At 59.1% G+C, this 16697-nt stretch carries 10 protein-coding genes; 1 reads left to right on the top strand and 9 read right to left on the bottom strand.

What is annotated here, in order from left to right; translation table 11 throughout:
* Positions 1-9: 9 nt before the first annotated feature.
* The 8 genes from ACFOTD_RS15395 to ACFOTD_RS15360 form a co-directional block, all read right to left on the bottom strand.
* On the bottom strand, positions 10-2496 hold the full coding sequence (locus ACFOTD_RS15395; RefSeq protein ID WP_378120206.1) for a hypothetical protein: 2487 nt from the start codon (positions 2494-2496) through the stop codon (positions 10-12).
* Between the two features lie 55 nt (positions 2497-2551).
* Positions 2552-3436 (bottom strand): carbohydrate ABC transporter permease, encoded by an 885-nt coding sequence (locus ACFOTD_RS15390; protein WP_378120204.1) that lies wholly within the window; start codon positions 3434-3436, stop codon positions 2552-2554.
* 14 nt (positions 3437-3450) lie between these two features.
* Positions 3451-4347: an ABC transporter permease gene (locus tag ACFOTD_RS15385; protein WP_378120202.1), complete on the bottom strand. Its 897-nt coding sequence runs from the start codon at positions 4345-4347 to the stop codon at positions 3451-3453.
* Between the two features lie 82 nt (positions 4348-4429).
* The gene (locus ACFOTD_RS15380) at positions 4430-6184 is read right to left on the bottom strand and encodes an extracellular solute-binding protein (RefSeq protein WP_378120200.1); all 1755 of its coding nucleotides are present in this window, start codon (positions 6182-6184) and stop codon (positions 4430-4432) included.
* Between the two features lie 118 nt (positions 6185-6302).
* Positions 6303-7970, bottom strand: a complete 1668-nt coding sequence (locus ACFOTD_RS15375; RefSeq protein WP_378120198.1) for a response regulator transcription factor — start codon at positions 7968-7970, stop codon at positions 6303-6305.
* Entirely contained in the window at positions 7948-9768 is a 1821-nt protein-coding gene (locus tag ACFOTD_RS15370) for a sensor histidine kinase (RefSeq protein ID WP_378120197.1), read from the bottom strand. The genes ACFOTD_RS15375 and ACFOTD_RS15370 overlap by 23 nt, the downstream gene beginning before the upstream one ends.
* A 92-nt stretch (positions 9769-9860) precedes the next feature.
* Positions 9861-12422 carry a glycoside hydrolase family 2 protein gene (locus ACFOTD_RS15365; protein WP_378120195.1) on the bottom strand — a complete coding sequence of 854 codons (2562 nt, stop codon included), beginning with the start codon at positions 12420-12422 and terminating at the stop codon, positions 9861-9863.
* Positions 12423-12684: 262 nt separating this feature from the next.
* Positions 12685-13998, bottom strand: coding sequence for a family 4 glycosyl hydrolase (locus tag ACFOTD_RS15360; RefSeq protein ID WP_378120193.1), 1314 nt, complete (start codon positions 13996-13998; stop codon positions 12685-12687).
* 157 nt (positions 13999-14155) lie between these two features.
* Here ACFOTD_RS15360 and ACFOTD_RS15355 point away from each other — a divergent pair, with 157 nt between their 5' ends.
* Positions 14156-15058: a helix-turn-helix domain-containing protein gene (locus ACFOTD_RS15355; protein WP_378120191.1), complete on the top strand. Its 903-nt coding sequence runs from the start codon at positions 14156-14158 to the stop codon at positions 15056-15058.
* A gap of 87 nt (positions 15059-15145) precedes the next feature.
* On the opposite strand, the gene ACFOTD_RS15350 is transcribed toward ACFOTD_RS15355, so the two are convergent.
* Positions 15146-16693: a tetratricopeptide repeat protein gene (locus tag ACFOTD_RS15350; protein ID WP_378120189.1), complete on the bottom strand. Its 1548-nt coding sequence runs from the start codon at positions 16691-16693 to the stop codon at positions 15146-15148.
* Positions 16694-16697: the final 4 nt, after the last annotated feature.

Here is a 16697-nt window from a genome sequence, read left to right as displayed (position 1 = left end):
CGCTCCTCTCTACCATGACACGTCGAGCGTGCCGCTTAACCCGCCAAGGCGCAGCACGCCGCCGCGCGCCGACGCAATCGCCTCTCCGATCTCCGTCAACTCGCCGTTCAGCTTCACCTCGATGCGACCGCTCGCGAGCGCATCCGGCGGCGGGCAGACGGCGACCTTGGCATCCCTCAGTCCCGCGACGGTAAGCGTCCGCTTCGCGATCATCATCCGGCTGGGCGCCGGCTGGTTTTCCCTGCACCAGACGCGCGAACGCTCGGACTGCGCGACGAAGATGCGGCATTCGTCACGGAAGCCGCGATAGCCCGCGAATTCGCCGGGACCCGGACCCGCGACGACCGTATGTCCGACCGGGATCGGCACGCCTTCGGGGAAGCGAAGCTTGAGTCGCACGGTCGTGTCCTGATTGCAGCCGGAGAACCAATATCCGCCGTCCTTGCGAGACACGAGCAGGAGCGCTTCGCGAGATGCCGGATCCTGCTTCTCCTGAAGCAGCATGTAGCCGAACGTTTGCAGCATGTACCGCATCAGCACCGAAGCGTCCGCCCATTCGGTCTCCTGCCGCTTGGGCACATGCGTCACACCTGCCGCCTCGAACGGCAGCGAACCGCGCACCCAGGCGACCGCGCCTCCGCCCCACTCCGGCAGCGTACGGCGCAGCGCGAATATGCGCCGGCCGCCCTCGCCGTTCGTCTCCGCGCACACTTGCGTATGCGTATCCGATGCGTCCAGCAGCGACTGGGCCAGGCCGCCGTCGCCGACTTCGGCGCGGTGCCGCAGCCGTCCGGGAGGCTCCGCAGCAGTTCCGTCCATGCCGCGCCATTCGTCCGCCGCGAATACGTGCGTCAGCGCGAAGTCGCCTTCAAGCGGCCGGTCCAATTGCAGATTAAGCAGCGCCAACAGGCTCGGCTCGCGGACGTCGCCGTAAAGCAGCAGCTTCGCGCCTTGCTCCAGCAAGCCGCGCACCCTCGCGGTCCCCGCTTCGTCCAGCCAAACCGTCGACGTCACGAGCACCGTGTCAGCGAGCTTGTCGAGCGCGGCTCCGTCCATCCCTGCCAGCGTATCGGTGCCAAGCACGGCGTTCAGCGGGAATCCCCGGTTAATGGCATTGCGGATAAACCAGTCGTGGAAAAAGACGCGGGACGCCTCCGCCCTGTCCGCGGCAAGCGCGTTCAGCTCGCTGAACGGGTAGAGCCAGGTCGCCAGGCCCGGCCGGTCCGGCGCCGCTTCATAAGCCCTGCGAATATGCGGGATGATCTCCGCAGGATCCTCCTCCCGAAGCTCGCCGCGCTCCGTGTCGACCGTCAGAATCTCGACGATGCCCGCGGACTCCATCTCTCCACTTCGTCCGATGCGCGCGGCGGACAGCGGGATATAGATGTCGTGCGGCTGGCGATCGTAGTAATCCCGCCACGGATTTTGCCAAAACCACGGATCGTTCGCATAGAAGCGGAACGGATACGTGTCGCCCGGCAGCTCCGCGATGCGGGACAGGAAGCCCGTCAGCTCGAGTCCGAAATCGTAATTAAGCGCGCCCCACGGCGAGTTCGGCGGCGGATAAGCAAGGTAACCCTCCTCGTAAAGCTGCTTCAGCGGGATACAATCTTTTGCCAGATCCATTCCCGTTCCATAATTCGTGCCCCGGACTTCAGTGCGTACGAACGGACACTCGGCCTTGAATGCCTCCCAGAAGGACAGCGCCTTCCCCGACAGCTCGGCAGGATCGGCTTTGCCGAACGTCGTGCCGTCGTAATGAGCGCCAAGATAGGTCCAGGGAAAGTAGGAAATCCCGAACCCGTTGGAAAACCAGATGTAGTCGAAGCCGATCGTCGGCAGGTAGGACGCGCACTGCTTGCCCAAGAAGCTGCCGAACGGCGTACCTTCCGGAATGCCGTCCGGATAGGCAGCGTAGGCGTGCCGATCCGCCAGCAGACGCGACCAGGCGCATACGACCGTATAATGCGCATTCAGCGAGAGCGTCTCGCCTCCCAGCTCGGCGAGATTGATCTCGGGATGCCGGCTGTATTTAAAGTCGGAGTAGGCGAATTCCGGCCCCGCGTCGAACGTCGCGCCGACCTCCATCGGCAAGCCGTAACGCGCTGCGCAGACGCGCTTGAACGCAGCCACGATCCGCCGCAGATCCGCATACGTCAGTTCGGCCGGCTCTCCGATATAGGGCTTCGCGATATGCGGCGCGGTCTTGTCCTGCGCGTGGGTGAACTGCTCCGGATTGGCGAAGCCGACGTACTTGCCCCATTCGAAGCGATCCGACAGCTCGCCTCTCCATTCCAATATCTCGCTGCCGTCAGACGCCCACAACAGCACCGACGCCGCGTCTGCCATTTGCAGCAGCGGCGCCCATTGCCGCAGTGCCTCCGCGCAGGTCTCTTCGACGGACGCCTCGTCCAACCGCTTGAACGGCTTGAGACTCATCTCCAGCGTGACGCGACGGAGACGCTTCCCTCCCGCCGGGGTTTTATCTTGGGTCATGAAGCCATAGCCTCCTTGTACTTGAAGCGCGTTGCAATTAATTCATCCGCTTCGTTTATTCCTTGACGCTGCCTAGCACGATGCCCTTGGTGAAGTAACGCTGCAGAAACGGATAGACGCACAGGATCGGCAGCGCGCCGAGGAAAATCTGGGCGGCTCTGGCCGTGCGGTCGGATATGAGCTTGAGTGTCTCGACATCCGTGTTGGACTTCACGAGCGTATCGAGTCCGACGATGATCGTATACAGATAGCTCTGGAGCGGATAGTGCATAGGCGAGTTCATGAACAGAATGCCGTCGAACCAGGAGTTCCAGTGATTGACGAGGCAGAAGAGCGTCAGCGTCGCGAGCGACGGCGTCGACAGCGGCACATAGATCCGCCACAGGATGAGCCATTGGCCGGCGCCGTCCACGACGGCGGCTTCCTCGAGCTCCTTGGGCAGACCTCTGAAAAAGTTGAGCAGGATGACAATGTTGAACACATTGACTGCCGGCACGAGTACGAGTGCCCAGATCGAATCGATCAAACCGAGAGACCGGACGGTCATATACAGCGGGATGATGCCGCCGCCGAACAGCATCGTGAATACGAATATCCACACATATACGGCTCTTCCCTTGAACGCCGAGGCTTCCTTGGACAGCGGATAAGCGACCAGAATCGTGATCGCCATGTTAACGACAACGCCAAGCACCATGCGCTTCACGGACACGCCAAACGAACGGAGAAACTCGGGCTTGCTCAAAATAAAATGATACGATTCCCAGTTGAAACCGACCGGCCATAGCGTTACATTGCCGGCCGAGACGGCCGCGTTGGAACTAAGCGACATGGCCAGCAGTTGGATGAGCGGCAGTATGCACATCACGGCCAGAACGATCAGCAGCGTATAATTCGCGGCATTAAATACTTTTCTTGGCCAGGCTGCATATTCCGGCATAACGATCCCTCCGGTTAAAAGATTCTATAATTAGCGAAACGGTAGGCAAGCGTATAGGATATGGATATCAGTACGAGGGAAACGACGGATTTGAACAAGCCGACGGCCGTCGCTACGCCATATTGCGCGTCGATCATGCCGATCCGGTAGACGAAGGTGTCGAGGATGTCGCCGCTCTCATATACGAGCGGACTATATAGATTGAATACCTGGTCGAACCCGGCATTCAGAACGTTGCCGATGCTTAGGGTTGCCATCAGGACGATGATGGGCGCCATGCCGGGCAGCGTGATGTTGCGGGTCTGCTGCCATCTGTTCGCGCCGTCCACCGTGGCAGCCTCGTACAAGGAAGGGTTGATGCCCGTGATGGCGGCCAGATAGACGATCGTGCTGAAGCCGAACTCCTTCCACTCGTTCGATAATACCAGCGTGAACGGGAACCAATGGTTGTCCCCGAGGAAAAAGACCGCAGGCAATCCCAGCCCTTTGATCGCCGCATTGACGAGCCCTTCGCTCGGAGACAAAATATCGATAAGAATGCCGCTTAAAATGACCCATGACAAAAAGTGCGGCAAATAAATGAGCGTCTGAATCCAGCGCTTCCATATCTCCTTGCGAATCTCGTTAAGCAGCAAGGCGACGGTGATCGGTACGATCAGGCCGACGATGATTTTCATGACGGCGATATAGACCGTATTCCAGAGCACGCGATACACGTCGGGCGTATCGAGCACATAGCGAAAATTGTCCCAGCCGATCCAGGGAGAATGAAACAAACCTCTGTTCGGCATGTAATTCTGAAAAGCGATGACGATGCCGGTCATCGGGTAGTAACAAAAAATCAGTACGCCGACGAGGCCGGGAACGACCATCAGATGAAAAGGCCACTGCGTCCGCCAGTTTCGCATCATTTCTTCCAACTCCTTCTCCGCCGAATCTCTGTAAGAGGCAATGGAAAGGGACGGAGCCAGAGCCCCGCCCCCCACCTTTTCATTATTTAGCGGCACTAACGACATCGTTGATTTCTTTTGTAATCGTGTCTCCGCCGAGCTTGTTAAAGTCCGCGACAAACTTGTCGAACTCTTCCACGGAGGCATCGCCCATGATGATCTTGGTGAATGTCTCCATCTCTTTCTTCTTCAGCGTCGGCAGCTTATCCGCCATCGTAGGCGTCGCCGACAGCTGGAATTGGTCGTATTGCCCGCCGCCGTTCTGATCGTAGTAGTCGACGACGCTGTAGCTGCCGCCCTCGCCGACGATCAGATTAAGCTGCCATTGCGTATCGTCGCCATCCTTGAACTTTTTCAGATTTTCCGCTGTCAGTTTGGCGGCCGTAGTCGCCTTGCTATCGTCGCCGGTCTTCAGCAGTTCTTGCGTGGAGCGATAGTTGTCCAAGTTCTGATTCATCGGATCGGTAATTATCGGTGCGAATTTTGCAGCCATGATCTTAGTCGCCGGGTCGGTCGAATAGGGATCTTTCTTGACCGTATAATCCGTCTCGTAGCGTTCCTTCACGTAAATGTTCGCCAGTTTCACTGCAACTTCCGGATTTTTGGCCCCCTTCTTGACGACATAAAAGGAGTTCGCCGTATCGAACAGCTGAGGAACGGCTTTTTCGTCGTCGGAAGAAACGATCGGTAGTACTTTCCACTGGGCTTTGGGATCGTTGGTGTGGCTTACATTGTGAATGTATACATCCGCCACGAAGCCGTAAGCAAGGCCGATCTTCCCTGCACCGATTTCTTCGGCGATCTTGGAGGAAGGCTTGACGCCGAATTCCTTGTCGATCGCGCCGGACTTGTACAGGTCCTGCAGCGCGGCGAGCGCCGTCTTGATCTGAGGCTGCGTCGAACCGAAGGCGAGATTGCCGGAAGCGTCCTTCACCCAAATATCCGGGTAGGCGTGGAAGCCGTTCATGAAGCCGCGAAGCGAGCCTTGACCGTAGTTAAAGAAGTCATTGTCTACGCCGAGTCCGAACGTATCCTGTTTGCCGTTCTTGTCCGGATCTTGCGTGGCGAACGCTTTGGCGGTCTTGATCAGGTCGTCCATCGTCTTCGGCTCGGGCAGATTCAGGTTTTTAAGCCAATCCGTGCGGACGTAGATCATCTCTGCCGTGCTGCTGCCTCCGTTTGCGAACGTCCGCGGAATGGCGTATTGCTTGCCGCCGAATGTCGCCGCTTTGATCCCCACGCCGCCATCCTGGGACAGCATATCTTTTAGCCGTTCGGAAGCGTACTTGTTATAGACATCCGTCAAATCTTCGAGCATGTCCGCATCGACGAGCCTTTTTAGCTCTTCCCGGTTGACTTCCACGAAGTCGGGCAGGTCGCCGGACGCGATCGTTACGTTCAGTTTCTGATGGTACTGCGTAGCGTCGACGACCCAATTATTTTTAACCTTGATGCCATAACCCTGTTCGAACAATTGGGTCCAAATGTTCGAATCCAGCGAGTCGCCGTCCGCAAACTTGATCGTCGCGTCCGTCGAGCGCACGGTCGTGACTTCGATCGGCGGATCGTACTTGGCGAATGCGTCTCCGCCTTCGTCAGAAGCGCTAGGCGCTGCCGATGTCGTCGTTGCAGCCGATGACGTTGCCGACGCACTGCCCGAAGACGTTGCAGAAGCCGACGGCGAAGCATTGCCGTTGTTATCGTTGTTTCCGCAAGCGCTTGCAAGAAGTGCGGTCAGCGTGAGGACCGTGACCGTTGCCGTGCTTTTCCGAATTCTCTTTTTGGTAAGCTGGTTCATTGCTTATCCCCTCTCGGCAAGTTCGTTCTTGTTTACGTTTTCATTATAAATCCGGGCGTTTTCGCGGCGATACGGGACGTTTTTGCGCTCCGTTGCCCGATTTTGCTTGTTCCGTTCTCTAAGATTCGCGATACTCTTGGGGCGTCGACGACGTCTCCTTTTTGAACAATCGGGTGAAATACGCAGGCGATTCGAGGCCGATCAGCGCGGCGATCTCGTGAACCTTCAGGTCCGTCGTCTTAAGCAAAAGCTTGGCCCGCTGAATGCGTACCTCCGTGATATATTCAAGCAAGCCCTGGCCCGTCATTTGCTTGTACACGCGGGACAGATAGAAAGAACTGAGATGCACGATTCCGGAGAGCCGGGTCAAGGAAAGTTCCTCGCCGATAAATTCATGGATATAGCCGTGCAGGATGCCGATCAGGTCGCTAGCGCGCTCCATTTGTTTTTTGCCGTTGTATTCGGCGAGCGATTCGCCGATCTTGGACAAATACCGGATGCCGCTAACCGTGTCCGGATGCGCGCCGAGATTCGCGACGAGGTCCGTCGGGAAAGGTTCGCCCGCAGGGGCGGACAGCTGCCGCTTGTTCGCATAGCCGAGCAAAAACGCGGACAGCTGCGCGAACAGCTCGCAGCGGATCCGCTCCCCCCTCGCGCCGCCCGTCAATGAAGCGGCCGCGTCCGTCAGCGACTTGAACAGTTTAACGGTGGCTTCCTTTTCCCCGTTGTCCAAATACGACTCCAGCAGGTCCAGCTTGCGCAGCTCTGCGCGAAGCTCGTTCTCGGCCGAGTAATCGCGGCTCGTGCGAGAATGTACGGGCTCCTCCTCGTCCTGTGCCAGCATCAGCATCTGCGCCGCGTTGCCGACTCTTCCCGCGAGCTGAAGCTTCAGCCGTTCGAGCCTGTCCGGCAGCTCGGTCCAGGGCACGGGACGCGATGCGACCGCCAGCGAGATCGACGCCTTAAGCAGACGGGCGCAGGACTGCTGGACATGCTCCGCCTCGCTCGCCAGCGTGCGCGGCGTCCGCTCGTCCGCAGCCTGTTGTCCTGTCTGGCTGCGCGCTTGCGCGAGCCAGAGGAACCGGTCGCGTGAGACCGACAGCGTCACGACGCGAAGCGAAGGCGACAAATACTCTTCGGCGATATTATGGATCGCGAACGGCAGCAGCGCTTTGGCCGAAGCGGAAGCGAACGGTCCCCAATCGTCGATCCGGCCGAAAGCAAGCGTCACGGAACCGGCCGCATCCAACGGGATCGCCAGCTCCTCAAAGCGGCGCGTACGCGCGTCTTCCGCATCTGCGGATCCTGCGGATCCTTCGGCGAGCTGAAGCAAATAATCCCGTCTCAGCACCGGAAGCGCCTCCTGCAGTTGGCCGCGCGCGCGGGAGAGAATCGCCTCGCGGTCGATCTCCTGCGCCAGATCCCGCAGCGCCTTGCGGATCGCGGCGAAAATCGTCTCGTCGCCTTCCGTTTTCAGCACATAATCGGTGCCTCCCTGGCGGATGGCCGTTTGTGCATATCCGAAGTCGCCGTGCCCCGTCAGAAAAACGACGCGGCATCTCGGCCACCGTTCCCGCACGCGTTCCGCAAGCTCAATGCCGCTCATGCCGGGCATTCGAATATCGGTCACCAGCACGTCGATGCGGACGTCCTCCATCCGGCGGCAGGCTTCCGCACCCGAGTACGCCTTCATGACTTCAGCTTCCACATCCGTTTGTTCGCCGATCAAGTCCGCCAAATAATCGATGGCGATCGGTTCGTCGTCAACGAGCATCAACGTCGTCATATTCTCGCTCTCCCTCCCCGGGCTCCCTGTCGATAGGTATCCGCACGGCTACGCGCAAGCCGCCGCCTTCTCGTCTGTAGATCGCGACGCCGGCGTCCGCTCCGAACCGGAGGTTCAGCCGCCGGTGCACATTGTACATGCCGGTGGACTCGTCCGGACTCTCCGTTCCATCGAGCCAGGCTTGCCACTTGTCCAACGTCTCGTCGTCCATTCCTTTCCCGTTGTCTTCGAACACGATGTCGAGCGCTCTCCTGCCGGTCCCCGTCGACTTCTCCTCGAAAAGGATGGATAGAAACCGGCCTTCATGCCCTTCGGAGAAGCCGTGCTGGTAGACGTTCTCCACGAACGGCTGCAAGATAAGCCGCGGCACGACGATGTCGGCGAGCGCTGCCGGCAGCTCCTCCATGTGAAACACAATGCGGTCGCGAAAGCGGATCGACTGTATGTCCGCGAACACGCGCGCATGGCTCAGCTCATTGGCGAGCGTCACCTCCTGGCTGCCGGTCCGGGTCATATATTGGAAATAATCGCCTAAGTACTTCGTGAAGCGCGTGGAATTATCGAAGTCGTGCGCTCTTGTCATTCGGTATAGCAAGTAGAAGCTGTTGTACAAAAAGTGGGGATTGATCTGGGACTGGAGCTGCTTCAGCTCGGATGTCTGCGCGGAAATCTTCTGCTCGTACACTTCGTAGATGAGCGTGTTGAGACGTGCGACCATCCCGTTGAACCTGTCGAACAAATATTGGAATTCGTCGCTCCGGTTGGATACGAACGCCACCTGAAGATCGCCGGATTCGACCTTTCCGAAGGCGCGGACGAGTTTGCTTAGCGGTCTATGGATCAGTCTGTACATGTAATAGGAAAACACGACGATGACGACGAGCGCCACCGCTGAGATCAGCCACAGATAGATACGGTACCGGTCCAGCGTGCCGAGCACGGCGCGCTCGGGAATGAAAGACAGCAGCGTCATCTTGAGCGCGGCCGAATATGAGGAAACGGTGAGATAGCGCTCTCCGCCGGACCGCATCGTCTCGGTGAAGGAATAGTCCGCGGTCGGCGATGACTGGACAGCAGATGCAAGCCTGCGGCGAACGCTCGCGCCGATCTCGGCATAGGCCTCTTCGTCACCCGTATGAACGAGCGCCGACTCGCCTTGCAGGATGGCGCCGCCGGCGCCGGCGTAGTTGGACACGCTGGCCAGATAGCGCTGCAGCTCCGGCAGAGAGAGCTCGAGCTCGAGGACGAACATCGGATCCCGTTTGTCGTCGTGCAAGGAATTGGGGTAATACTCGCGCAAAAAATAGCGGTCTTCATTTCGGTAGAATAACGGCTTCGGCTGCTGGAGCAGATCCGACTTCAACGCGCCAAGCCGGTCCAGGGTCAGCTCTTCCGCCAGCGATTCATTGCTGACTGTCTTGCCGATCGGCGGGATATAGACGCTTACCCGGGAAATGTATATACTCGACTCCTTCAGAAAGATAAGCCGCTGCTGAAGCCGCTTGAACGCGCCAAGCTTCTGGAACTCCGTCAGGCTGTCCGGCAGGATGCCGAGCGACACCAGGTCTTCGTCGTTCACGTACTCCCGGAGCAGATTCTCCATGCGCTTAATTTCGTTTTCGAACGACATGAGGTAAAAAGATTCCTGGGACTGCAGGGAGTGATACACCTCCGAACGCACGCGCTCCCCGCCCCAACTGTTGATCGCCGCGCCAATGCCGTACATCGGCGCGATGACGATCAAAAACGTAACGATCAGCTTGACCAGTATGGATACCTGCCTCTTGCCGCTGCCCATGCCGATTCCTCTCTTCTCTTGTCAAGCGTATGGTCCGAAGCGCTTGAAGAGAGGCGGCAGCCGCACTGTTGCGTGGCTCTCCGCCTCCTTCGTTAACGCGTATTCCAAGCGGTCGCGCCTTGAAAAGCCGCATCGCCGATCCAGACCGACTTCTTCTCGCCGCCGTCCAGCCAGAAGTACTGCTCCGCGGGACTGAATTTCTCCTCGTCGTCACCGAAGGCCAGCCTTACGGCTACGGCCGGCACTTCTGAGGCATTAACGATCTCGACGCGATCGCCGTCGACCCGCCACGTCAGTCGCGCCTCCGGCAGCTTGAACAGGCAGCCGTTGTCCTGCTCGAAGTTCAGCCAGCTGAACGAGCGCTTGGCAGGCGAACCGGGCGTCCGCAGCTCCGTGACGATCAGCAGCGGACAAGTATCCGTCTGCTCGCCCGACAGCTCGAATGTTCCGACGCGCTGGACGGCTTCGGACGCGTTACTCTCTTTGTATACCGATCTGGCAATCTCTGCAAGCTGATTATTAAATGCACGGATCGTGACCTCCCAAGCCGCGTCCCTCAAGGCGCCCGCATCGTCGAACAGATAGACCGGCACGGACAAGCCGTCTCCGCCAGGAGAGAACGTCTCGAAGAGAACTGCGGCGTGGAGCGGCTCGTAAGCGTCCTTGATAAAGTAATAAGCCAGCTTCGGGATGCCGTGCCAGTCGACCGTCGACCAAGAGGCGGCGGGATTGTTGTCGTTCAGCTTGTAGAAGGCGATGCCGGTCGACTCGGGCCACCTGGAGCGCGCCAGCTCGAGCGTATGCCGAACGCCGGTAGCCTGCGCCAGCTGCGTGCCGGTCACGAACGCTTCGATCGATTCGTTTCCGGTGAACGCGGAGGAATAGAACAGCAGTTTGTCCATGCACCACTTCAGGTTAAAGACGGGCGTGCGATGGATGAGCGTGCCGTCCTCCGGCGCGGGCCAGAAGTCCCGCTCGTTTTCCGGCAAGTATCGCATAACCGTCTCCATATTGGGCATGGACGCCAGTCCGAATTCGCCGATGAACGGCCAGGCGAGCGACAGGTTTCGGTCCAGCGGCTTTTTGCCCCAATACACCTCGTAGTTGTGCCTGCTGCCCCCCCAAGCCTCGCCGCGATGGAACGGCCGCGTGCCGTCCAACTCCCAGCTCAGCCTGCCGAACATGTCGATGACCGGGCCGGTCGGATCCGCCGATTCGTTGCCTCCGCCCCACATGACGAGCGACGGATGATTGCGCAGGCGCAGCGTATTGCGGACGGCTGTTTCTTCGAGAATATCGTAAGGCTGCACGCGATCGCTGTCCCACGCAGTCGGCCATTCCTGGATGACCATGATTCCTTTCCGATCGGCGAGCTCGTAAAAGTCGTCCGTCTCCGGCATGCCGCTCCCCCACGCGCGCAGGAGCTGGATATGGGACTCCTCGGCCAGCGTCAGGAAACGATCGTAGCGTTCCCGTTCGAACCGCATGAGCGCGTCGAGGGTGCACCAGTTGGCGCCTTTGACGAACAGCGGCTTGCCGTTGACGACAAAGACCCAGTTGTACCAGTCCTCGCGAGGGCCTTCGGCCGTAGGGCGCATCTCGATCGTGCGGATGCCGAAAACGCTGCTTGAAGTTCCCGCTTCGATGCCGCTGCCGGATGCAGGCGAGAAAGACACGTCAAGTCTGTATAACGGGTGCTCGCCGAGCCCGTTCGGCCACCAGAGCCGGGGCGCCGGGATGTCGAATTCGAACAGCAGCGCGGTTTCGGTGTCGTATTCGCTGACCGCATATGCAAAGTTGTATGTCTCGCCTGCGAAATTGTCTGGCGCGATCGTCACGGACAGCTTGCCTTGAATCGGCAGCTTCTCGCTTTTGAGGTCGATTTTTAGCCGCATGCGTCCTCTGCTCGCGTCAAGCGTGCCGATAAAGGGATTCGCGACTTCAATATCCGGGATCCGCCGGACGGTCACCGAGCGCCAGATGCCCAGCGCGGGCAGGTCGATGTAATGCCAGCCGTAGACGTTGTTAAAGACGGCCGTCGTCAACCAGCCGACGTTCATGCCGTTGAAGAAGTCGTTCATCTCCGTCGTGCGTTCCAAATAGGGCGCCGGATCGAGGCGGACGACGAGTTCGTTGACGCCCGTCCGGAGCAAGTCTCCCACGTCGAAGTCGGGACCGCCGAACATCCCTTTATGACCGCCTAAATGCTTCCCGTTCAGCCATACGGCGCAAGAGTCGCAGACGCCGCCGAACGAGAGACGCGCTCTCTCGCCCGCCTCGTTCCATTCAAAGGTCTTCCTTAGCCACCATGTCTTGAAGCTGTAGCTTTTGGCGATCTTGTCGTTCTGGCCGACATAAGGATCCGGGATGACCCCGGCATCCAACAGCGCCGTATGCACGCTCCCGGGCACTTCGGCGGCGATGGCGTCCGCCCATGCCCGATGAAGTCGCTCCGCCTCCGTTCCCTCCATGGCGAGCTCCCATGCGCCGTCCAGAGACAGCTTCTCGGCGCGGCCGCTATGTTTCCTATCCCCTTGACTCAGCTCGACGACGATCGCTTCGCCTTCGAGCGGCGTGCTCGCAGGCGCGAATCGTTCCCGGTCAATCTGGTCCATGCTTTTGATTTTCGTTGACTGTGCGGACTTGGCTTCCATTGGCATGCTTGCTCCTTCGGCGCGGCTGCCGGACCGCCGAAGGCGGCCCTACGGCTGTACGCGGCTGTCTTATAATTAAAAATCGCTTTTAGTATAGTCGCCCCCCGGAAGCGTCGATAGAAGACATTTTTGCGATGGTTTGCCCTTTGTTGAGGTGCGAGACATTAAGTAACCGTCAGGGGGAAATCGCCAGAAAAAAGCCCTTGCAGCGCAAGGGCCCGGCATGCTTAATGTATTATGCGGTGAAAGATGAAAAGATCGTTCATTGCGCTGCAAAGCGCGGCAGCAGGTCGGCATGCGCCTCAAGCATCCGATCGAGCGCGACGAGCGCTTGGTCTTTGTCAGCGGTCGCAATCGCAGGATCGATCTCGATCGCGCGCCTCGCCGCGTCGCGGCTTCCGGTCGCTGCGGCTTCGGCGACCAGTTCGTGCACGTCGGACACGGTTCTGATCAGCTCCGCCAGCTTGTCGGGAAACGGCGGCAGCACGACCGGCTTCAAACGTCCTTCCGACACAACGACGGGCGCCTCGACGATTCGATCGGACGGGAGCTGCGGGATCGCTCCTTCATTGCGTACGTTCAAAATATCGACGCCTTCGGCGCTCCCGCCGCGGAGCAGTACGGCCAGATCTACGGGATGCTCCCAGCTCGGATCGCCGAACAGCTCGCTCCAGTCTCGCTTGCCCTCCGCGATCTCCCAAATTTCTCGCAGCCGCGCCGTCCGCTCCGCCTCCGTGCCATGATAGGGAGGCGTTTCCGGATAATGGATGTTTTCCTGCTTGGGCAGGTATTCCCCGTGGTGATCAACGGCTCCCGCAGCGATGCCGCCGTACTCGCCAAGCCAGCGGCGCATAACGGCCAGCTCACGTTGAAGCCAATCGTCGAACCGGCTCCAGTCGCCGCTCTCGATCAACCGCTTCAATGGGGGCATTAAGTCCTCGCCCGTCGATTTGTCTCTAATGGACAGCACCCAGGCAAAATGATTAAGCCCGCCGGTTACGACGTCCAGACGTTCGCGATCCCTGTCCAGCAGCCTTGCCAATAGCTCGTACCCTTCGCTGCCACGATAGGCTATATTGCAAAACCCGGCTGACCGGATACGGGTAAAACGGTCGATCGCTGTGACGACGCGCGGCATCGGGTTGGTGACGTCCAGCAGCATCGCCGTCGGACAGATCTCCTCCATATCAGCGCAGACGTCGAGCACGAGCGAGATCGAACGCAGCGAATTCAGCAATCCTCCGAGGCCGCCGCATTCTCTGGCTTGATCGGCCATCCCTGCCGCCGAGAGGATATCGTAGTCCATCCGCCAGCGTCTTGCACCCTGCGGAGAAGCGGACACGATGACGAAGTCCGCGCCTGATAACGCTTCCCGGCGATCCGATACCGCCTCGATCCGAAGCGGCACGTTCAATTCGCCGGCGATCCTTCTCCCGGCGGATGCGAGCGCCTCCGCCGCCTCCAGATTCGGATCCACCAACACCAGCGAGCCTTCGAGCCGATGTTTGACGATAAGGTCCTGCAGCACGGTCGGCGCGAATACAAAGCTGCCGCCTCCGATCAATACGAGCTTCATGCGTTTCCATCCCCCTTCGAATTGCGTATCCCGAACGAATCGTGATATCGTTACCCGTAGTATAGATGGCTTATTCGAGGAATGTTAGGTTGAAATGGGCCGTAATTGAGGCTAGCGATGCACCAAATCGGACATCGTGCCGGGAACGAGGTTTGACATGGCGCTCATCGGAGGCAACGTGCCTTTCAAATCGTATCCGAACAGCAAAGCCGAAGCGTATTTATACGGAGCGCATATCGCTTCCGTGCCGGCGGACTGGCATTGCGCCAGGCATTTGCATCATCGGATGCTGGAAATCAATTTCGTGCTCGAAGGCACGCAGGGCGGGGATGTCGGAGGCTCCCGCATCGCGCAGTCCGCAGGAGAGCTGCTGGTCGTGCCGCCCAAGCTGCTTCATGCGTTTCGCGCGGAAACGGCGATGCGCTACTTCGTATTCCACGTTCAGGTCGACGATCCCGTATTCATGGGACGGATCGGCGAAGCCGGCGTGATGCTGCTTGGGCAAGATCGGGCTTTGACGCCGAAGCTTTTTGAGACCCTCTCCGATATAAGAAAGCGGCTCGAACGCGGAGATTCTAAGCTCGGTACCTACCGTCTCGTATACGCATTGCTTGAAATGCTGGAAGACGAGGCAAAAGCGCGCGTCGGCGCTAACGCAAGCGAGCCGGATGTGTTGCCGCTGCTCATCGCCAGAGAAATCGAATCCATCGCCTCGCGCCCCGAAGCGGAAGCCTTCGGTGAAGATTCCGCACTGCAGGACAACTGGATGGAAGCGATCGCGGTCCGGCTTGGCTATAGCCGGAGGCATTGCACCAGAGCGTTCAGCGAAGCTTACCGGATGTCTCCCCGCGAGTACTTGTTCGTGCTGCGGCAGCAAGAGGCGATGCATCTTCTCGCGAACACCCGGTTATCGCTCGAAGAGATCGCGCACCGGATCGGTTACGACAACGCGCAAAGTTTAATACGCCAGTTCTCCAAATGGACGGGCATGACGCCCGGCCGCTTCCGCAAAGAAAAGAGCGAAGAGCTCTCTTACTTGACGCCGATCGAGCTGGCCTAATACAAAGACCTCTCCCCGAATGCGACGGGAAGAGGTCTTTGCATCATTAAACTGCGCTTGCATATTCAATCGCTCCAAGCTAAGTCCTTAGCCCAGCGCCGCTAGCAGCTCGAGCGCTTCCTCGTGATCGGGCTCAAGCGCCAGCGCCCGCTGCAGATACGTCCGCGCTTCGTCCTCCTGTCCCAGCTCCAGGCTGCAGATCGCAAGGCAAAAATATACGGTCGATACCGGATCTTCGTCGGACTGCGCCGAAGCATCCAGCAGCGTTTTGGCGTCCTCGTACATGTCCATCTCAAAAAGGATCAAGCCGGCGTCGAGCGCAAGGTCGTAACGCTGCGGCATGATGTAGAAAGACGTCCACATCCGGAAAATGCCCGCGCGCAAGTCCAGCTTTTCTTCGTCGTTCGCGTCCGCAAGCAGGCTGGAGATACGCTTGGCGGTCTGAATGAACCATTCCGCATCGAAGCCGCCGAGGCGCCAGAACGCGAGAATCTGCTGAAGCCGCAGCGTCTCGATCTCGCGATCGGCCAACAGCTTCAAGCTGAAGAAATCGTCGGGCCCGAAACGCGCGACGCTTTTGCGATACGCAAGCCTGGTATTCACGTAACGCTTGGGCGATTCCAGCACGAGAATACACGCCACGTTGATGTTAATGTAATGATGGTCCGTGAAAAGCGCTTCCGCTCCCCGGCTCTCGAATACATGCTGGATCGCGTGATAATTCGCCGTCAGCGAGATGCTCCCGTGATGGACGAGCTGCGGCGGTTCCGCGAAGCGCCAGTTGTCGAGCCGATGGTCGCCCTTATCCGCAGTGATCATGGCGAAGCCGGCGCGCGACAGGCGCCCCAGCCGCTCCAGACACCGCAAGCCGATCTCCGGAAAAAGCACGTGCGAATCTTCTAGCTCGCGCTGATACAGCGCGATCACGTCGCGGTAAGGGTATTGGTCTTCCTCGTACCGCGGCGCCCGCCGGTACTCGTACGTCAGCGTCGTCCGCTTGAGCTGCTCCGACAACGTCAGTCCCGGTTCGGGATCGGACTGGCCGACGGAGACGTCGCAATCGTATACGAGACCTTCCCCGATATAGATAAGCTCCTGCGGAATCGCGTCGAAAAAGTAATTCGCGACCACAAGCAAAGGCTGGCGAAGCTGTCCCGGCGCGATCGTCTCGCCGGAGACGAGCAGCTTGAGCTCCGTATCGCGCTCGGCGTCAAAGGTCGCGACATCGAGTATCCCTTGCTCGATAAAAGTCGCCAGCGCCGGATGCCCGCGCCAGCCTTCCACGTTTTTAAGCGCGAGATCGGTCATGACGTACCTGAATGGCGGCAAATCGATATCCGCGTATGCCTGCAGAAGGGATAGCTCATGCAGCACATGGTAGGCCAGGCGTCCTGCGCCTGCGCCCAGCTCGACGAGCGTTACCGTCTCCTCCGTCTCTCCTTGCGCCGCCCTGTCCTGCAAAAAGCCGAAGATCATTTCCGCGTAAGCCGCTCCGATCATCGGATTGCTCGTAATATATTGCGGGACCTGGTCGTTGTTCCAGGCCTTCAAGCCCAACTGCTCGTAATAAGCGCGCTGCAGCTCCCAAAGCGGAGCTTCGCTGAACCGGTATTTCTGACTGTCCGTCGCTGCCATGCCG

Source organism: Cohnella sp. GCM10012308 (genome assembly GCF_042649185.1).
In the GTDB taxonomy this organism is placed as follows: domain Bacteria; phylum Bacillota; class Bacilli; order Paenibacillales; family Paenibacillaceae; genus Cohnella.
Note: the sequence above shows the minus strand (reverse complement) of the source record. Positions and strands in the feature narration are given on the sequence as shown.